This is a genomic window from Magnetococcales bacterium (genome assembly GCA_015228815.1).
Classification (GTDB): Bacteria; Pseudomonadota; Magnetococcia; order Magnetococcales; family UBA8363; genus UBA8363.
Window position 1 is genome coordinate 57440 of record JADGCV010000018.1, and the last position, 19397, is coordinate 76836.

Annotated in this window: 19 protein-coding genes and 1 tRNA gene; 12 read left to right on the plus strand and 8 right to left on the minus strand. The window is 58.0% G+C overall.

All coding sequences use genetic code 11. The features are described 5' to 3' along the window. Positions 1 to 36 precede the first annotated feature (36 nt). The 5 genes from HQL76_09360 (at position 37) to HQL76_09380 (ending at position 3581) form a co-directional block, all read left to right on the plus strand. A tRNA-Ala gene (locus HQL76_09360) sits at positions 37 to 112 on the plus strand. Between the two features lie 175 nt (positions 113 to 287). After that, positions 288 to 818, plus strand: coding sequence for an LEA type 2 family protein (locus HQL76_09365; GenBank protein MBF0109372.1), 531 nt, complete (start codon positions 288 to 290; stop codon positions 816 to 818). Positions 819 to 1065: 247 nt separating this feature from the next. Beyond that, a complete protein-coding gene (locus HQL76_09370) occupies positions 1066 to 1824 on the plus strand; it encodes an OmpA family protein (GenBank protein MBF0109373.1) in 759 nt (252 codons plus the stop codon). Between the two features lie 116 nt (positions 1825 to 1940). Beyond that, entirely contained in the window at positions 1941 to 3257 is a 1317-nt protein-coding gene (rlmD, locus tag HQL76_09375) for a 23S rRNA (uracil(1939)-C(5))-methyltransferase RlmD (GenBank protein ID MBF0109374.1), read from the plus strand. A 114-nt stretch (positions 3258 to 3371) separates the two neighbouring features. Next, complete coding sequence (locus tag HQL76_09380; protein ID MBF0109375.1) at positions 3372 to 3581, plus strand: hypothetical protein; 210 nt, start codon at positions 3372 to 3374, stop codon at positions 3579 to 3581. A 45-nt stretch (positions 3582 to 3626) separates the two neighbouring features. On the opposite strand, the gene HQL76_09385 is transcribed toward HQL76_09380, so the two are convergent. Beyond that, positions 3627 to 3890: a hypothetical protein gene (locus tag HQL76_09385; protein ID MBF0109376.1), complete on the minus strand. Its 264-nt coding sequence runs from the start codon at positions 3888 to 3890 to the stop codon at positions 3627 to 3629. Positions 3891 to 3960: 70 nt separating this feature from the next. After that, a complete protein-coding gene (locus HQL76_09390; GenBank protein MBF0109377.1) occupies positions 3961 to 4560 on the minus strand; it encodes a hypothetical protein in 600 nt (199 codons plus the stop codon). A 175-nt stretch (positions 4561 to 4735) separates the two neighbouring features. On the opposite strand from HQL76_09390, the gene HQL76_09395 reads away from it, so the two are divergent. The 4 genes from HQL76_09395 (at position 4736) to HQL76_09410 (ending at position 9228) form a co-directional block, all read left to right on the plus strand. After that, entirely contained in the window at positions 4736 to 5425 is a 690-nt protein-coding gene (locus HQL76_09395; GenBank protein MBF0109378.1) for a response regulator transcription factor, read from the plus strand. Beyond that, a complete protein-coding gene (locus HQL76_09400) occupies positions 5409 to 6686 on the plus strand; it encodes a HAMP domain-containing histidine kinase (GenBank protein MBF0109379.1) in 1278 nt (425 codons plus the stop codon). Before HQL76_09395 ends, HQL76_09400 begins: the two co-directional genes overlap by 17 nt. 83 nt (positions 6687 to 6769) lie before the next feature. Next, on the plus strand, positions 6770 to 8563 hold the full coding sequence (locus HQL76_09405) for a SulP family inorganic anion transporter (protein ID MBF0109380.1): 1794 nt from the start codon (positions 6770 to 6772) through the stop codon (positions 8561 to 8563). Between the two features lie 113 nt (positions 8564 to 8676). Then, entirely contained in the window at positions 8677 to 9228 is a 552-nt protein-coding gene (locus tag HQL76_09410; GenBank protein ID MBF0109381.1) for a hypothetical protein, read from the plus strand. A 59-nt stretch (positions 9229 to 9287) separates the two neighbouring features. Here the strand turns inward: HQL76_09410 and gndA are convergent, their stop codons facing one another. From gndA to HQL76_09435, 5 genes are read right to left on the minus strand one after another with little or no spacing between them, the layout of a single operon-like run. Further along, entirely contained in the window at positions 9288 to 10688 is a 1401-nt protein-coding gene (gene gndA, locus HQL76_09415) for an NADP-dependent phosphogluconate dehydrogenase (GenBank protein MBF0109382.1), read from the minus strand. Between the two features lie 26 nt (positions 10689 to 10714). Continuing rightward, positions 10715 to 11527, minus strand: coding sequence for a hypothetical protein (locus HQL76_09420; GenBank protein MBF0109383.1), 813 nt, complete (start codon positions 11525 to 11527; stop codon positions 10715 to 10717). 5 nt (positions 11528 to 11532) lie between these two features. Further along, entirely contained in the window at positions 11533 to 12411 is an 879-nt protein-coding gene (locus HQL76_09425; protein MBF0109384.1) for a fused MFS/spermidine synthase, read from the minus strand. 4 nt (positions 12412 to 12415) lie between these two features. After that, positions 12416 to 13036 (minus strand): class I SAM-dependent methyltransferase, encoded by a 621-nt coding sequence (locus HQL76_09430; GenBank protein MBF0109385.1) that lies wholly within the window; start codon positions 13034 to 13036, stop codon positions 12416 to 12418. Positions 13037 to 13096: 60 nt separating this feature from the next. After that, positions 13097 to 15343: a hypothetical protein gene (locus tag HQL76_09435; protein MBF0109386.1), complete on the minus strand. Its 2247-nt coding sequence runs from the start codon at positions 15341 to 15343 to the stop codon at positions 13097 to 13099. Positions 15344 to 15389: 46 nt separating this feature from the next. On the opposite strand from HQL76_09435, the gene HQL76_09440 reads away from it, so the two are divergent. The 3 genes from HQL76_09440 (at position 15390) to HQL76_09450 (ending at position 18722) form a co-directional block, all read left to right on the plus strand. Continuing rightward, positions 15390 to 16343, plus strand: a complete 954-nt coding sequence (locus HQL76_09440; GenBank protein ID MBF0109387.1) for an ROK family protein — start codon at positions 15390 to 15392, stop codon at positions 16341 to 16343. A gap of 216 nt (positions 16344 to 16559) precedes the next feature. Continuing rightward, positions 16560 to 17309: a ribonuclease Z gene (locus HQL76_09445; GenBank protein MBF0109388.1), complete on the plus strand. Its 750-nt coding sequence runs from the start codon at positions 16560 to 16562 to the stop codon at positions 17307 to 17309. A gap of 177 nt (positions 17310 to 17486) precedes the next feature. Beyond that, positions 17487 to 18722: a hypothetical protein gene (locus tag HQL76_09450; protein MBF0109389.1), complete on the plus strand. Its 1236-nt coding sequence runs from the start codon at positions 17487 to 17489 to the stop codon at positions 18720 to 18722. 228 nt (positions 18723 to 18950) lie between these two features. On the opposite strand, the gene HQL76_09455 is transcribed toward HQL76_09450, so the two are convergent. Continuing rightward, positions 18951 to 19295, minus strand: coding sequence for a hypothetical protein (locus HQL76_09455; protein MBF0109390.1), 345 nt, complete (start codon positions 19293 to 19295; stop codon positions 18951 to 18953). Positions 19296 to 19397: the final 102 nt, after the last annotated feature.

Sequence of the window (19397 nt, forward strand, 5' to 3'; positions counted from 1 at the left end):
AAGGGCATCATGTTCGTGGGATTGAAAGGTCCTTATGGGGATGTAGCTCAATTGGGAGAGCGCCTGCTTTGCAAGCAGGAGGTCGTCGGTTCGATCCCGTCCATCTCCACCAAAGAGCCATGGGAGCCTACTTCCCAAAAACTGGAAGAATTGTTCTCAACGCAGCCCTTATGTCTTCGCCCATCGAAGTTCGCCGAACCCTCGCCCACGAAATCCTGGCGCACCACGGTCTTAACACGCTTGAAAGGGTGGTTAAGGTCAACCCTCGCCAGGAAGATGTTCCCTGGTTGAAATGCCATCAAGGCCCGCGTTTCAAACGCGCCTCTTGCCCATCGTTTGGAAATGGCACTGTCCTGGTCCTCACGATTCTGCTCTTCGTTCTTGCGGCATGCACGACGCCCAGGCTTTCGTTTCCGGGAAAACTCGAGGTCGCACTTCTCGATATCAAACCGGAAAAGATTTCCTTTTCCCACCAGGTTTTCCGCGTCAGACTCAAGGTCTTCAATCCCGGCGCCGATGACTTTCCCTTGGCAGCCCTGCAAGCGACTCTCAAGGTGGGCAATCTTGAATTTTCGGCGATCCATTTCCAAAAGCCGATGATCCTGAAAAAAAATGAGGGAACCGAAATCGACGCCACCGCCCGAACAGCCCTGGCGGGGGCGTGCAAGGAACTGATCAAATTTTTCAAGAACGACCACAAGGAACTTCCCTACCACATCCGGGGAACAATCCGGGTTGATCGTCCCTGGACCGAGGATGTCCCTTTCGATCGATCGGGAAACATTGATCTTCCGCGGAAACTGGAAGATTCCATCTGAATGAAGAACGATTTTTATTCTACAGGAAACCCTTTCAGGGGAAATGGAGGAATCTTGCCGTCCCGGGGTGCGATTCTTCTGTCGCTGACTGCTTGGTCATGGTATCCTGGCCTGAATCAAGGGTAAATTGATAATGAAAGCTGGACACGGGGTCGTTTTTTCCCTCTTGGGCCGTAGGGAAGGATTGACGATAAAAACATCATTTATTATTTCTATTGCAAGATATACGTGATCAATGGAGGTCAAAATGCAAACCAAATGGCGTCGTTTGGGGATGGTGCTGTCCCTGTCGGGTCTGTTCCTTGGGGTGGGTGAACCCGGTGCCGCGGAAGTATCGATTCCGTGGAAGGCGGATGGTTGGCTGCAATGGCATCCGCACCGGGGAAACTACATGATCGGGCGGGCGGGGACGCAGGTCTATTTTGCGCCGGGAGATCCGGTTGCCGCTCCCGTGCCACAGGTACCGGTCGCGGCGGCGACTCCGGTGGTGGTCGATCCTGATTCGGACGGTGACGGAATTCCCGACTCCAGGGATCGTTGTCCGGGGACGCCTCGCGGGACGATCGTCGATGCCAACGGCTGCGATCCCGATCCCGATGGCGACGGGGTGCGGCGCGAGGATGATCGTTGCCCCAATACTCCGGCGGGAGTGGTGGTCAATGCCCAGGGATGTTGGATCATCGGCAAGATCCTGTTCCGCTTCGACAAGGCGGACGTCCAGAAAAAGTACAAGGATGAACTGAAAAAGGTGAAGGAGGCCATGGGCAAATATCCCGACCTTCGGATCGACATTCAGGGACATGCCGATAGCGTCGGTTCCGTTCCCTACAACGATAAACTTTCCTTGCGGCGGGCAGAGTCGGTGCGCAAATCGTTGCTCCGGCTGGGGCTGTCCAAAGGGCGGATGTCCGTCTCCGCGTTTGGGGAACACCGTCCGACCAACAAAAACACCAATGCCCGGGAACGGGCCGTGAATCGCCGGGTGGAAATCATCTCCAAGGAATAGGGGATGGGGCCACGACCCAATGTGTACGTGGTCCGGGATGGGCTTTGCTTGCCTGTCCCGGACCTGTGCGTTGGGTCGATGGAAGGTTCGCATGAACCAGAAGGGATGACGGTTTGATGTCTGGCGATGCCATGGAACGGCTTGATCTGGAGGTTGAAAAATTGGTGACCGGCGGTCGCGGACTGGCCCGGTCGGCGGGGATGGCGGTATTCATCCCCGGAGCGGTACCGGGGGACCGGCTGAGGGTGCGCATCACGGGACGGCGCCACCACCATGCCACCGCCGAGATCGTCGAAGTTGTGCAACCGGGACCGGGACGGGTTTCCCCACTCTGCCTCCATTTTGCTTCAAGTCTTGAAAAATGCGGTGGTTGTCAGCTGCAACAGCTCGATATCGAGTACCAGCGCGCGTTCAAAAAGGACATCGTCGCTGAAAGTCTTCTGCGGATTGGCCATTTCGCTCCCCTCCCAGCCATCACTCCGATGGCGGAGGTCTCTCCCCCCTGGAACTATCGCCGCAAGGCGGGTTTCAAGATACGCCGGGTCCGTGACCGGTTGCTGTTTGGCTTTCATCAGGCAGGTTCGCATCGGGTGATCGACCTGGACCATTGTCCGGTTCTGCGCCCCGAAATCAATCATTTGATCGCGCCATTGCGTGCCTTGGTCCAATCCCTTTCGGTCCGCGACCGGGTGCCCCAGATCGATGTCATGTCGGGTGACCGCGGCGTCGGATTGGTGATGCACCTCATCGAACCCTTGTCGCCACGGGACCGACAACACTGTCTGGCTTTTGCCCGGGAGCAGGGGTTGGCGCGATTCGATCTTCAGCAGGGACGCAAGGAACGACTTGTTTCCCTGTATCAGGAAGGGAGCCTGGAATACGTGCTCGAAGGGATGTCCCTGAAGTTTCTTCCGGTCGATTTCATTCAGGTCAATGGCGCGGGCAACGTCAATCTGGTGGCCAGGGCCATGGAGATGGTCGGGGAGGGGCAAAGGGCATGGGATCTTTTTTCCGGTATTGGCAATTTTACCCTTCCCCTGGCCCGACGTTACCAGACGGTATTGGCCGTGGAGGGTAACCGATCCTCTTTGGACCGCCTGCGGCTCAATGGCCATCGGGCAGGATTTGCAAAGATCGAGCGACTCCATGGCGATCTTTTTTCAGCCTCCCGGATCGATTCCCTCGGGGCGGGGCCGGTTCCCGAGTTGATCCTGCTCGATCCACCGCGGGATGGCGCGGTGGAACTATGTCGTCGAATCGGACAATTCATCCCGAAACGTCTGGTCTATGTCTCCTGCGATCCGGCGACCTTCAGCCGTGATGCGGCAGTGCTGTGTCATTTCGGGGGGCATCTGCGTCGGGTCGAACCGTTGGATCTTTTTCCGCACACCGCGCACGTCGAACTTGTCGCCCTCTTCGATTGGGGTGGATGAGCTGGTCCGAGATCTGCATCCTGAATTTTCACGGTGTCGCGGTATCGTATCCTTCAACATCTTTACCCCGATGCCGCTGACAAAACGGGAGATTGCAGCGAAGAGGAGACGGATTTGCGCATTGTCGAGCCGGTCGGACCGGTGGTCGCCGTGCCGCCAGCCCGCAATAATACAGAAGGGTTGTTTCATCCCCAGGAAAAACGGGAAAACCGGTTCCTCGCCATCTTTCAGGAGGTCTCCAACCGTTGTCGTCCCGTTGCCGGTCGCATCGTGTCATCGGGAAGGATCCCTTTTCTTCGCGGACGGGGGACGGGGCGTTCCTGATTCCCAGGTGAATGGCGCGACGGGTGGTTTACGATGGGGCTTTCTTCAGGAATTGGCCTCCCCCTCCGGCAACAGATGTTCTTCCCACCCGGGAAAATAGGTTTGCGCCTCTTCGACGCTGATGACTCCCGCTTCCACCGCTTTGTTGACCGCGGCGCTCAGGTCTTCGGGTTTCAAGGCGTCATTGCCGCGCAATCCCTTGCCGACCTTTTCGAGAAGGTAGGAACGGGGCCGACCGGACATCTGTTGGTTGACCATGGCCCCGACAATGGCCTGGAGGGCGTTGGCGGATGTGAAACGGAAATTCATGGTACATCTCCTGAAAAGGACAAGCGCGGGTGGGCATTCTTGGGAAGATCGCCGTCCACCCCATCGCGTGTCAGACATCGAGTACCGGCAGATTGCGCAGCGTTTTGTACAAGGGACGCAGCGTGTCCTTGATGACCTCCATCGCCGGCAGTTGGGTTCCGGTTTCTTGGGTGGACGCCCATTGAAGGAGCCGGGTCATTTCATCCTTCATCAAGGGGGAAAGCTTCCGGATCGCGGCCCGGTCCACCAGCTGCTGCCGCATCCGGGTCAGGAGCGGATGTTCCTCCGGCCAACCGATCCAATCCCGCGGAGGCGGGGGCAGGGGTTCGGGAACGATTCCGTGATCCGACCAGCGTACCGGGCTGTTCGGTGTCTTTTCAAGCGCCCATGAGGCCAGGTGGTGGATGCGGACAAAACAATGGGGAAAACGGTTCCAGGGTTCGCGGGTGAGCGGCAGGTTTCCCCGGGCGACCGCACGGAACAAAAGATCAAGGTGTTCCAGATAAGGGCTAAAATGCCGTTCGACGCCGTCGGACACGCTTCCGGGCCGGAGTGGCGTGGTCGGATTTTTCCGGTTTTCCGCCCCCGTGTCGTCGGGATCGATGCCCAAAAGGATCCAGGCGCTTTCGCGAAAGGTGAGCGACGATCGTTTGAACCATTCCGGATTCATGGATCCTGATCCTTGTCTCGAAAGGGAGAATCGTCCATCCTATTAACCATAACCGGAGGACGGAGGCAATGGGATGAACGCGGTTGACCAGGATCAAAAGAAAAATGGGGATCGGGGACTGCTCCAGGGAGTGTGATGTTGCATCCGAAGGGCATCGTGATTCATGAACCAGACGCTGCGTATTCTTTTCATTGAGGATCATGCCGACCTGGCGGCCAATCTGTGCGATTATTTCGAGGATCGGGGCCACACGGTGGATTGTGCCCTGGATGGTGTCACCGGTCTGCATCTGGCGGTGGTCAATCCCTATGATGTGATCGTGCTGGATCTGATGTTGCCGGGCATGGATGGCCTGACGTTGTGCCATAAACTGCGTCGCGAAGCCCTGAAAAGTACGCCGATGATCATGCTGACGGCGCGCAATACCCTGGAAGACAAGATTGCCGGCTTCACCGGCGGCACGGATGACTATCTGGTGAAACCCTTTGAACTCAAGGAACTCGAATTGCGCATCCATGCCTTGACGAAACGGGCACAAGGACAACGGCAGGAACGCATTTTACGGGTGGCGGATCTGGAGTTCAACCAGGAGACCCTGGAGGTTTTTCGTGGTGGTCGGCGCCTGGTGCTCCAGGCCATCCCTTTGCGCATTCTGGAATTGCTCATGCATCGCTCGCCCGCCGTCGTCCTGCGCCGGGACATCGAACAGGCCGTATGGGGGGATTCCCCACCCGACAGCAATTCCCTTCGGGTTCACATGCATACCCTGAGAACGGCCATCGACCGGCCCGATTGTCCGGTTCTTCTCCATACGCAACGCAGTATCGGTTACCGTCTGGCCCAGACCGATGCGTCCCCGCTATAATCTGCGCTTTCGGGTTGCCCTGGCCTTTGCCGTGTCGGGGGCGATCGTGTGTCTGCTGATGGGGGGCTTTCAGCTCTGGGCGACCCACGACCTCAGCCAGCGTCTGATCGATGAAACCCTGAGCGCCGAACTGGACGACTATTTTTCCCGGCGCGAACGCAATCCCCATTCCCTGCCGCCCAAAACGGTCATCCTCCATGGTTATGTCCGGACCAAGGGGGCTTCCGTGACGGATATGCCCAATTATCTGGATTCCCTTCCTCCCGGACGGCATGACCTGACGGTCGGTCGTCTGACCTATCGGGTGGCGGTGGTGGATCATCTGGGGGAACGGTATTTTTTCCTCTACGACACCACTTTGCAACAAAAACGGGAACAACGATCCATTCTGTTCATTCTGGGTAGCATCGTCATCGTCGGACTGATCGCAGCCCTGGGAGGGGTATGGCTGGTTGGCGTCATCATCGCACCCGTCACGGAACTCGCCAACCGGATCCGCAACCGCCGGACCGATGTCTGGGTCCTTGAACTGGCCGACGATTTTTCCCACGACGAGGTCGGGGAACTGGCGCGTGCCTTCGATGCCCATCTGGGGACCATCCATCTGTTCGCCGAACGGGAGCGGGCGTTTACCGCCGATCTGAGTCATGAGTTGCGGACCTCTCTTTCGGTGATTCTCAACGCAGCGGAAATTCTCCTGGCCGACGAATCCTTGAGCGAGAAACAGCGGCGCCGGGTCGAGCGCATCGATCGGGCGGCTCGGGATATGGGAGAAATGGGCAACGCCCTTCTGCTGATGTCGCGGGAACAAAACCTGCCTGACAGCGCTGAAAAGATCGGTGTTGCCGAGATCATCGAGGAAGCGGTCGCGAAACATCGGTTTCTTCTCGGTGGCAAGCCCATCGAATTGAGTTTCGTTACCGATTCCTCCGTCCAGGTGTATGCCGACCGGGGATTGGTGTTCATTCTTGTCGCCAATCTCATCCGCAATGCCTTCACTTATACAGAATCGGGAACCGTGGAAATCATTCACAAAGGATTGTCCCTGACGATTCGCGACAGTGGGTGCGGCATGGATCCGCGCCAGGGGCGTTCGCCGTTTTATCCTTCCTGGCAGACCGTGTCCCGGACCAAGGGGGCGGGGATTGGTCTGACGCTCGTCCGGCGGATTTGCGAGCGTTATGGTTGGACCCTGCGGATTGCGAGCGGTCGGGATCAAGGAACCACGGTCAAACTTTTTTTTGGATTAACGGACCATTAATCAGGAAATCATCAGGACATAACCATGAAACGGCTATTCTTCCCGGCGCCTATTTCACTTGTCGAGCGGGAGAATGTCGCATCATGTCCGGATCCATCGTTGGAGAAACAGGATTTTCCTGGCGTATTTTCGTTCCGCCCCTGCTCTGGTGGCACCGGGTCACTCCGGCGGCGTTGCGCTCCGATCTGATGGCAGGTTTGACCGGCGCCATCGTGGTCATTCCACAGGGCGTCGCTTTTGCCACCATTGCCGGCATGCCCCCGGTCTATGGGCTTTATGCCGGGATGATTCCGGCGATCGTGGCCGCTTTTTTCGGCTCTTCCTGGCATCTGGTGTCGGGTCCGACGACGGCGGCATCGATCGTTCTGTATTCGCTCCTGAGTGTCCATGCCGAACCGGGAAGCGTCCCTTATGTCCAGTTGGCCTTGACCATGACCTTTCTGGTCGGTCTTGCCCAGCTTGCGCTCGGTGTGGCACGCATGGGGACACTGGTCAATTTCATTTCCCATTCGGTGGTGATCGGATTCACTTCCGGTGCGGCGCTTTTGATCGCGACCAGCCAATTGGGAAACCTGTTGGGCATTCATCTGGAGAGGGGCGGTGAATTTTTCCATATCCTGTCGGAGATTTTGCGGCATATCGGCGATACGAAAATGCCGATCCTGGCGGTTGGCATGTCCACTTTGATGGCGGGGATCCTGTGTCGCGGATTTTTGCCGAGGATTCCTTACATGATCGTCGCCCTGGTCGGTGGAACGTTGGTGGCGACGCTGTTGGACCGGGTGATGTCGGGTGGGGCGGGGGTTGAACGCATCGGTTCCCTTTCCGCTTCGCTGCCTCCGTTGTCGTTTCCCGATTTTTCCCTGGAGACGATCCGAACCCTGGCCCCGGGGGTGATCGCGGTGACATTGCTGGCCCTGACCGAGGCCATTTCCATCGCTCGCGCCATGGCCCTGCGCAGCGGTCAGACCATTCATTCCAATCAGGAGTTCATCGCCCAGGGTCTTTCCAACCTGGTGGGCAGTTTCTTTTCTTCCTATGTCGCCACCGGTTCCTTCAACCGCAGCGGACTCAATTACGAGTGCGGCGCCAGAACCCCTCTGGCCGCCATGAGTTCCGGGGTGATGCTCATTGGCCTGGTGAGCATGGTGGCCCCTCTGGTCGCCTACATTCCCCATGCCGCCATGGCGGGTGTGTTGCTGCTGGTGGCCTGGGGACTCATCGACTGGCACCATATCCATCAGGTCGCCCGGTCCAGCCGTTCCGAAACCCTGATCATGGCCGCCACCTTCGCGGGAACGCTCTTTTTCAATCTGGAGACAGCCATTCTGTTTGGCGTCATGCTTTCCCTGGGACTGTATCTGTCCAGAACCTCCAACCCCCAGGTCATCTCCCGGGTCCCCGATCCAACGCATCCCCGCCGCCGTTTCATCTCCGCCGATATCCGGTCCGAATGCCCTCATGTCCGTATTCTCCGTATCGATGGCTCCCTGTTTTTTGCCGCCATTCCCGCCATTCAGGGGCGTGTCGATCGCCTTGCCCCGGTCCATACCCATCTTGTCCTGATCGCCTCGGGCATCAATTTCATTGATTTGGCCGGAGCCGATTTCCTGGCCGCCGAAGCGGAAAAACGGCGCAGGAGTGGCGGAAGCCTTTCCCTGGTGCGGTTGAAAAAACAGCCCAGAACCTTGTTGGAGCGTGGCGGATACCTGGACACGATCGGCGTGGATCACCTTCACAAGGCGAAAAACGACGCGATCCATGCCGTTTTTTCCCGACTCGAGGCCTCTGCCTGTGATGGCTGCGACCGTCAGGTCTTTCGCGAATGCCCCTGTTCCCGGCCCATTGATCTTCCCGGGGTCTCCGGAGTCGCCTGACGGCGATATCGTGAGCGATCGTTGGGCTGGGGTTGGCGGAGGCTGTTTTAAATGTGCTAAAGTCCTCACGGTTGAAATGATGTGAAATTCCAGACACCGTCGAGGAGAAGATAATGAAAAAACAAAAGATCATGACCGTGGCGCTTGCGTTTTTGCTGGCGGGACACGTGGCCATTCTCGATGCCGCCGATGCAACGGCGCCGGCGGCATCGGCCCCGGCAGCTCCAGCTTCAGCCGCTCCGGCGGCATCGGCTCCTGTCGTCCCGGCTGCTCCCGCGGAGGTTCCATCTCCCGCCATCCCCGCAGCCCCTCCGGCTGCGTCATCGACCCAGACTCCGGCTGCCGCTCCTGCCGCGGTAAAACCTTTGGGAGACATGTCGGGAACCTACGATGTCCATGGCAAGGAGGCAGTCAGCAAGGACGACTATCAGGGGGTGGCCATGGTCACCAAATCCGGGGAGGTCTATTCGGTTCAATATCAGGACAATGAATCGACCGTGCAAGGGGTCGGGTTGGTGGATGGCCCGGTGTTCAGTGTCGCCTATATTTCCGAAGGGACCCCGGCAATCCTGATCCTCAAGGCGGCACCCGATGGCAGCTTGAAGGGACCGTGGGCTTACAAGGGGGAAAATTTCGCGAGTTCCGAAACTTGGAAGCGGCGGTGATCGTCACGATTGACGTTTTCCATAATGGCCGCGCTCCACCCCATCTTTGGTGAATTGCGTCAGGACCATACCCATGAATCGCGTTGTGGACGGTCGGTGCGTTGGAATCCATGGGCACCGAAGAAGTCGCGTTGCGCCGCGACCACCCGGGTCCATAGTGGCGCCTGGCGCAGGGCATCGAAAAAGGACAGTGCCGCAAGGAGTCCCGGTACCGGAAGTTCTCGATTCATCGCCGCCGCCAAAACCGGGCGACCCAGTTTGAACCCCTGGGCCGCCCGCGATCCCAGGTCGGCATCGAGCAGCAGATGGACCGGGTCGGGAGCGGCGGCAAGGGCATTGTGGATCCGTTCCGGCATGGCCCCCTGAAGGATACATCCCTTGCGCCAACAGGCGGCGATCTCTTTTTTGTCGAGGTTCCAATCGAACTGGCGGTTGGCGGCATCGACAAGGGCGAATCCCTGGGCGAAGACGGTGATCCGGGCGGCGAGAAGGGCCTCGGCCAGGGCCGGGATGAGCTGTCGCTTTTCGTCGGCGGAGACCTTTCCGGAGTGATTGGGCCAGGCTTGACGCATCGATCGTCGCGTCGGTTCCATGCGGGAAAGCAGTCGCGCATCGACCCCCTGGAGTAGATTGGGGGTGCTGACGCCAAGTTCCAGGGCGATCTGGGCCGTCCAAAGGCCCGTTCCCTTGTGGTCTACCGCATCGTGAATCAATTCCAGGGCGGGCCGACCCGTTTCGCCATCGATTCTTTCGAGGATTCGGGCAGTGATGGTGGTCAGATAACCGGCCAATTCTCCCTGGCCCCAGCCATGAAAAACCTCGGCCTGTTCCGGAATGTCCAGGCCGAGGAGGTGTTCCAGCAGTGATTGGGCCTCGGCAAGGAGTTGCATGTCGGCATATTCGATGCCGTTATGGATCATTTTGACGAAATGCCCCCCCGCGACCTCCGGGGTATGGAACAGGCAGGGATGCTGGTCAAACCGGGCACAGATGGTTTCCAGGATGTGTTTCAGGGTGGGGGGAACCCTGGTTCCGCCCAACATGATGGCCGGTCCGTGACGGGCGCCATGGGCCCCCCCGGAGATTCCCGCCCCCAGGAAAACGATTCCCTGGCGGGAAAGTTCCCGGCAGCGCCGCAGGGTATCGGAAAAATGGCTGTTGCCGCCATCGAGAATCGTATCTCCCGAGAGGAGCCTGGGGATCGCCCGGGCCAGGAGGCGATCCACCGGATCTCCCGCCTTGATCATGATGAATACCAGGCGCGGAGGCTTGAGCGCCGCGATGAAAGACTCCAGGTCTTCGTGCAGCGCAAAGGAATCCGATGCCAGTCCCGGTTCCTGGGCACAGTGGTTGCGGCATGCGGCGTCCACGTCGAATGCCGCGACCTCGATTCCTTTCTCCAGCATGTTGATCGCCAGGTTTCGTCCCATGGTCGCCAGACCGATCAGGCCGATCTTCATACAGGTCTCTCGCACCTTGGTCTGGATCAGGGATGGCCGAAGGCGGTCCACTGAAGCCCGGTGGTTCGAATCCGTTCCGAGGATTGCGATTCCACCACCAGGATGAAGCCCTGGGGGGTGATCTCCTCGGCGGACACCTGCATCCTTCCTTCATCGACGGAAAAATCGAGGGAGGTCATCCCCAATTGCACCAGGGGGATGGCTGAAAAAGGGGTCTGAAAGGTGATCGCCTGACGATAGGTTCTCCTTTTGAAGAATACGTCGGTCAATTTCCAGTTTTCATCCTGTTTTTCGACAAGATGCGTCCCGTGTTCGATACGCCATCCCTCGCGGGTCAGCCGTTGGATTTCCTGAGTTTCCGCGACACATTGTCGTTCCAGGGTATCGAGGCGTTGCGGCAGGTCGGTTGCTAGGCCATCGACGATTCCCTGGAGGGCCTGTCCTTGTGCATCGTGCCGGGAATTGGACTGTTCCACGTCGTGACGCAGGGTATCGATCCGTTGCCGCAAGTCGGTCAGTTCCATGCGCAACGATTGCAGCGCATCGACCTGATGGCGCAGCCCCGAGGTTTCGCCGCGCAACGGTTGCAGCGTTTCGAGCGACTGGCTCAAGGTGGTCATCCGTTCTTCCAATGATCCGATCCGGCCTTGCATCGCATCGATTCCTCCACCCGTCAGCCAGTTGCCCAGGCGGGAGCGAAAGGAACGACCGGGGTCGGGGGGCCTGTTGCCGGGCGATTCGACGGATTCGATGACCCATTGCCATCCTTCTTCCATCGGTTGGTGAAAGAACAGGATCGCCGAAAAAAGAAGGATGAGGACAAGAAGAATGCGGCCCATGCTGGTCAGAAAAATCCGGGTTGAAGGTTGATGGCGCGGCTCCAGAATGGTGCGCTGGAGCGACGCATGTCCTGAACGAACTGGCCATATTCCAGTCCGGTATTCTCCTCCCATGTTTTGGCCTGTTTTTCCATCCATGTCCAGTCGGTTTGGTGTCGGTCCCCGGGAAAGCCCAGGAGGATTTCGTTGCGTGACATGCGTACCGGAAGACGCAACAGGCGATTTCCGAACAGGGATTTCAATATTTTGCTGCTCGAATTGTAGATCACGCTGTCCGATTTGGTCATGTTGATGGCGAGGATCCCGGAAGCGGACAGGGATTTTTTTGCCGTCAGAAAAAAATGTCGGACATGGACCGATCGAGCCATCCCCAGACCATCGAAGGCATCGACCAGAATCAGGTCGAAACGTGCCGTGGCGACGGACTCCAGAAAGAGGGCGCCGTCCGCCTGGTGAATGCGGAGGCGCGGATCTTCGGGCAGGCCGAAAAAGGAACGCGCCGTCTGTTCCATCGCCGCATCGATCTCGACGACATCCAGACGGCAGTCCGGAATGTGGTGCAGAATGAATTTGACCATTGATCCGCCGCCAAGGCCGAGCATCAGGATTCGCGGGGCCTTGACGCCCGTGAGGAAAAGAAGTGCCGTCATCATGTGGCGCGTATAGGGAAGGACCAATCGCAGAGGGTCAGCCAGGTCCATGCGTGACTGGATCAGCCGGCTCATGAAATACATGGCCCGCATGCCATCCGCTTCGTCCACGATGTCAATGACATGTTCGCGGAAAAAACGACGGTGGATGACCCGCCCCGATGGGTACAATGGTTGTCCGTGGCCATCGGTGGGCTGGGCGGGATCTTCGGGGAGAGGAACGGTTGGTTCCATGGGATCAGGTCGGGGGGTGCTGTTTTTTTCGCAGCATGAAACTCCAGTACAGATCGGATCCGGCTGCGGTTTCAAAGGAAAAGTCTCCGGTCCATTCCAGGATGAAGCCCGATTTCGCAAACAGGCTTGACCACATGCTTTTCCCCAGGACTGAATAATGATTTGGATTTTTTTCATGATGACAGGCAGTGTCGGGTGCCGGGACCTCGACGTACAGTCGCCCGTCGTTTTTGAGTGTCCGGTAAAAACCGTACAGGGTCAACAGGGGCGAGAAGCTGTGTTCCAGGGTGTGCCGGCACCAGATCAGGTCGAAAAACGCCGTGTCGAATTCGAGAAATGAAACATCCATGTCCCGGACATCCAATCCTCTTTGCCGGCATTGTTCCGCTTCGGGACCGAGGGTGATGCCGAGGGCATCGACGCCGTGGCGGGCAAATTCCTCCAGGGCGAGTCCATGACCGCAACCGGCATCGAGAATTCTTTGTCCGGGGAGGATGATTCCCGTTTCCGCCAGTTGTTTGATCATTTGTTTCGTGATTGTCGGATGCGGTTCGCCAGAGGGTTCCGGATAGATGTCGGCGCGCAGGTGTTGGAGAAAGGATTTGATGAAGGGGCAGGGGTTCATGGCAGAGTGACGGTAGACTCAAGAGGGATGAAAAAGGATGGCATGGGGGTTGTCGCTGGTCTAGGAAAAAGGCCGACGGGATGGGGACCGAAGATGTCGCCGTTCCAGCCAGGATTGTTTTCCCTGAAGACGGCACCTGTGACAAAATTTTCCACGGGCATTTTTCGCGAGTGGGGCACCGCAGCGCATGCAGGTATATGGGGTTGGCGGCGATCGGCCCAATTGCCGGTTGATGGATTGGTTGAGTTGTTCCCGGAGGAGCTGGGCCTCATGCAGTTGCGGAAAGTTTCGGGGAAAACGAAAATGAAGCCATGAGTACAGGTTGACGATTTTCATCGCGTTTTCCAGATCGACGAGGGGTTCGTCTCCCTCCTGGCCCGTGGCGGGCAACAGCGGTTTCACGAAGCGTTTCTTGTTTCTGGCGACCGTTTCGACCATGAGTTCGAAGGCGGTGACGGCGCTTGTGGACTTGAGGGGAACGGGGGCTGCGGACAGGGTAAATCGGGTTTCCAGGGGAAGGGCGCGAAAACGGTCGGTAATCCGGGCCAGGGTGATTTGATCTTCCAGATCCGACATCAGATAGACCCGGGGATCGGGCTTGACCGAGCGGAGAAACAACAGAAACAGGCGGGCCAGCGATCGGTCGCCGACCCCTTTGATTTCGGTCATGGCCAGGAGGTGTTGCAGGTTGGGGGCCAGATGGGCCTTTTGGATTTCCGGGGGATTTTTTTCCCAGGCATCGCGGATATGGCTCATGGGAATGCGGAATGTTCCGATCCAGCCGACCTGGTTCTTGCCGAACCGTCCCGCGCGACCGCCGATCTGACGGACCTCCATGGGGGTCAGGGGGTGATCGGTCCGGTCGATGTGTTTGGCATCCTCGGCGAAGAGCAGTTTTTCGATGGGCAGGTTCAGTCCCATGCCGATGGCATCGGTGGCCACCAGAAAGGGACACCGGCCCGAGGCGAACAACTGGGCCTGATGCCGGCGAACTTCGGGAGGAAGGGCGCCGTACAGGACGGCGACGGCGGTTCCGGTCCTGCGTTCGAGGGTTTCCTTGAGTCCGAGGACATGTTTGCGCGAAAAGGCGATCAGGGCGGTCCCCGGGGTCAGGTCGGTGAATTCCTTGACCGGATGCGGAAGCATTTTCAGCGGCGTCAACCGTTCCAGGGTGACGATGTTCCAGGGATCCCCGGTGAGCCCGAGCAGTTTTTCGATGGCGGGCCGCGCCTCGGGGGCGCCAACGACACAGACCTCCCGCGCCTGGACTCCGAGGATCGCCTGGGTCCAGGCCCATCCTCGTTCCGGGTCTCCCAGCATCTGGATTTCGTCGATGACACCCATCTCCCAGGTTTCCTGAAGGGGAAGCATTTCGATGGTGCTGGCGGTATGGCGTGCCCCTTCCACCAGGATCCGTTCCTCTCCGGTCACCATGTTGCAGGGGACGCCCCATTTGTTGAGGGTTTCGGCGACCTCCAGGGCCAGAAGGCGCAGCGGCGCCAGATAGATGCCATCGGCGGCCTGGGCAAGTCTTTGCAGGGCCTGATAGGTCTTTCCCGAATTGGTCGGTCCGAGAAACAGGGTGAACCGTCGCTGTTGGAATCGGGCGCCGAACATCAGATGAAACTCCCGAATCCGGATCGCCTCTTCCAGTTCATGATCGAAATGGGCGGTTTCGAGCGCCTTGAAAATTCGTCCGAAATAATTCCAGTAGGGCATCAGATGGAAGGGATGAGGATGGTCCTCCTCTTCCTTTCTCAGATTCTGGTCCAGACGACGGATGATGGGTGGATCGGAGGCGCGTTCGTCCTGTAGAATAAGGTCGAGCCGTCGTTGGCGGCAGGCTTCCCGTGCCTGTCGCCACACCTCCTGGTCGGGTTGGGGCAGTGGCAGGGAAAGTTTTTCCAATGGCGTGACAAGTTCCATTCCCCAGTCCAGGAGTCGCTCATGCTCGGTGATGAATTCCTGCCAGCCCTCTTCGATTCCGGGCCCTTCCAGGGCCGGCAGCCGGGTCGTCCAGGTGCGCAAACGGTGTTCCAGGGCGTGCCATCCCTGGGAAAGAGCATCACTCTGGCCAAGATAACGATCCCTGAACTGCAACAGGTATTCTTCCTCGGAGAGGGTCTGGTCAAAATCGAACAAATGCCTGGGCACGTCATCCACGAATTCCACCGACGCCGGTTTGGTTCCGGCGGGGACTCTGCGCCCCAGTTTTTTCCAGGCTTTGCGTGTTTTCATGGTGGGATGGCCAAGGGCAGGGAAAATTTCATCAGGACTGCAATTCTCGGTTTGTCGGGATAGTGCCATGTTTTGTCCTCCTCGTCATCGGTCATGAGGGGGTGTGGGGGAGACGATGCGGATTGGTTTGGATCTTGGCGGGAGCAAAATCGAGGTGGCGCTGTTGAGCGATGCCGGGGAATTCCTGTATCGCCGGCGCGAGGCGACACCCCAGGGGCGTTATCGTGAGACTCTGGAGGCGGTTGTGGCTCTGATCCATGACGCACTCCAGGAAGTCTCCCGGCGAACCCCATCCGGGGCAGTCCGATCCACGATCATCCCCGTGGGCATCGGACTTCCCGGAGCGATTTCCCATCGTACCGGACGGGTGAAAAATGCCAATTCCACCTGTCTGATCGGCAAGGATCTTCAGGGCGATCTGGAAGAGATGCTGGGATTCCGGGTCCACCTGGCCAACGATGCCGATTGCTTCACTTTGTCCGAGGCGGTCGATGGGGCGGCGTTCGGGCATCGGGTGGTGATGGGGGTCATCCTGGGAACGGGGGTTGGTGGTGGCATCGCCGTCGAAGGTCGGCTGCTTCAGGGACCCAACCTGATCACCGGCGAATGGGGACACAATCCGTTGCCCTGGCCCAGGGATGGCGAACGACCAGGCCCACCCTGCTATTGCGGCAAGAAGGGGTGTATCGAAACTTTCCTTTCGGGGCCAGGATTGGAAAACGAGCATCAACGGATCGCGGGAAAACGTCTGGCGGCGCAAGCGATCGTGGAACGGGCCGGTGCGGGGGATCCCCTTGCCCTGAAGGTGATGGAAGAGTATGAGGATCGTCTGGCCCGCGGATTGGCGGTAGTGATCAACCTGCTGGACCCCGACGTGATCGTCCTGGGGGGCGGGCTTTCCAACATCGATCGCCTGTATGTGAATGTCCCGGCTCATCTGCCCCGATATGTCTTTTCCGATCAGGTGGAAACGCGGCTCGTCAAGGCCCGGTTTGGCGATTCGAGCGGTGTCCGGGGGGCGGCGTGGCTTGGCTTGCGTGGCGGCGCGGGGGGCAGTGGCGGGGACTAGGGGACTGGGGTCGAAGAAGGTGGCGTGGCCTTCCATTGGTAAAGACGATGGCGGCGTATTCGGAAGGTGCGTGCATTTTTCGACGGGATCATTTTTTTTACCTTGTCCCATGCCTTGGCCTGATTCATCTTCGGTGCTGATGTCGGACCTTTTCACGGTCGCCGTGGATTCGCGGGATCGTTCTACAGATTTCAGTCTGGATGGAGGATGCAACCTATGAAGGGGATCGTACTGGGCAGCGGGACGGGAATTCCATCACCATCACGCAATTCAGCGGGATACTATCTGGAGGCCGGCGGGTTGAATCTGCTCGTCGATTGCGGTCCAGGGACGTTGCGGCGTTTGGTGCGGGTCAGAAAAGGGATTACCAACCTGGATGCCATCTTCATCACCCACACCCATCCGGACCATGTGAGCGACCTGACGCCGCTGATTCATGGTCTGCGGATCGGCAGCACCGGTCGGCGCAAAAAACTCTCCATCTACGGGCCTCCCGGACTCAAGGAGTATTATGAGCGGATCGTTCTGACCCAGATTCGGCTTCCGGACCATTTCGCGGTTGAAGTCCAGGAGGTGGAATCGACGTTGACCTTCGGGACCCTGGTGGTCCGGACCTTTCCGGTCAAGCATGTGGAACACTTGCAGAGTGTCGCCTACCGCTTCGAGGAAGGGGGGCGTTCCGTCGTTTTCTCGGGCGATTGCGATTATGATCAGGGATTGATCGACGGTTCGCGTCATGCCGATTTGTTGATCCTGGATTGCTGCACCCTGGACTCGGACAAGATGGAGGGACATCTTTCGGCAGGGCTTGCAGGCCTGGTTGCCGCCAAGGCGGAAGTCAAACACCTGATGCCCACCCATTTCTTTCCCATTCCGGCGGCCGATTCGGAACGGGAGCAGGAATGTCGGATTCAATACTCCGGAAAAATCACCCTTGCCGAGGATCTGATGACGTTCGAAATGTAAACGTTGTGGCAAGAGCGACCGTGTCGAAGCCTTGGACGTTTTTTTTCAAACCAGGATGATCGGGAAGGGACAGGACCTTTTCGCCTGGATTTGGGACGGAACTCCAGGGCTTTTTTTTTGTAAGTTTCTGTAAAGATTTTTATTTCTTTTGCGGGGTATCATGTTCCTGGCGTCAAGATGACCTTTTTTGCCGATCTTCACGTTCATTCCCGTTTTTCCCGTGGCACTAGTGCCGAGTGCGACCTGGAGGGGCTGGCATGGTGGGCCGGACGCAAGGGGTTGACGGTCATTGGCACGGGAGACTTTACCCATCCCGAGTGGCGCAACCAATTGTATACCCATCTCAAGGAGGCCCAGCCGGGTCTTTTTTGTCTGCGACCGGAATGGCAACGGTCTGTCGTCTGCCGTCCAGGATCGATGGGGGGAGCGGTCCGGTTTCAATTGACGGTGGAGTTGGCTACTGTCTATCGTCAGGATGGACGGGGTCGGAGGATTCATCACCTGGTATCGGTACCCGACTTTCAGACGATGGAACGTCTGGTAAAGCGTTTGGCTCGGGTCGGTCGTCTTGATGCGGATGGGCGACCGATGCTGCCGCTTTCGGGCCGGAATTTATTGGAGATGGTCCTTGAAGCGGGAGCGGGGGCCTGGCTGATTCCGGCGCATGTCTGGACCCCATGGTATGCCCTGTTCGGGTCTCGATCCGGCTTCGATTCCATCGAAGAGTGTTATGGTGATCTTTCGTCCGAGATTTTCGCCCTGGAAACAGGATTGTCCTCCGATCCTGCCATGAACCGGCGCATCTCAAGGCTCGATGGCCGGCAAATGGTCTCCTTTTCCGATGCCCATGCCCCCGCCCGCCTGGGACGGGAGGCAACGGGGTTCGATACCGCGTTGGATTATCAGGCAATACAACGGGCGCTGCGTGGCCAGGGAGGATTGTGGGGGACGTTGGAATTTTTTCCCGAGGAGGGGAAATACCATCACGATGGTCACCGTCGTTGCGGCGTTTCCCAGGATCCCCAACGGACCCGGATTCTGGGAACCACCTGTCCCGTTTGCGGCAAACCCCTGACCCTCGGAGTCCTCAACCGTCTGGAAGCTCAAGCCGATCGTCCTGTCGCCGAAAACAGGCGCGAACAGTTTGAATGGCTGTTGCCCTTGGTGGAAATCCTGGCGCAATTGGAAGGGACCGGGGTGAACAGCCTTCGGGTCCGGCGGCGTTTGGAACAAACCCTGACCCTGTTGGGCCCGGAACTTGAGATTTTGCGTTTGATTCCCCTGGAAGAGATCGCCATCCGTGCCGGCAGGGACCTGGCTGCAGCCATCGGCCAGGTCCGCCGCAATGAAGTCCGTCGCATCTCCGGATTCGATGGCCGGTTCGGACGGATTTTGTTGGGTAGGGGGGAGTAAAAATACTCGTTATATTGCGCCATTTCACCCGAAGCGAATTTCCGCGTGGTTTTTGCGGAAATTCGCTTCGGGTGAAATGGCGCGTAAAAAAACAAAGTCAAAAACAAAATCAAAACCCTGGGGGCAATCCCCAGACCCCTTTTTTCTTTCAATAATCCCGAATCCAGAGAGGGACCTGAATAGTTACAATTTCTCCAGGGATCCCGGAATTTTTAATACTCGTACAACCTATTGAAAAATATCATCAAAATTTTTTGCTTTGACTATATTTTCCGTCCAACGTTCCAGGGTTTTCAGATCAGCCTGGAGCAGCCGGGTTTGTACCCAATCTGGTACGGAAGTACCGAAGCGGCACTGAATGATACGAAGCAAGGTTCGCATTTCTCCTTCGCGAAGGCCTTCGCGAAGACCCTCCCGATGTTCCTGTACCAGGCGATGCTCGAATTTCGGCAGGGAAAAAAGTTCTTCTTCGGGCGTCGCTTCGACCATGAACTTGAACCATTCCTTGCCAAGGCCCATGACATATTCCGGAGTCATCTCCTGCGTCTCCGGACTTTCCAATGACCCTTTCATTTTCAACCTCCATAAACCGGAAACAAGGCATCTGAACGAAGTGGAGTAGTGTAACCAGTCCGATCGGTTGATGGTTCCGAAGGCCTTCCGCCATTCTTCCCG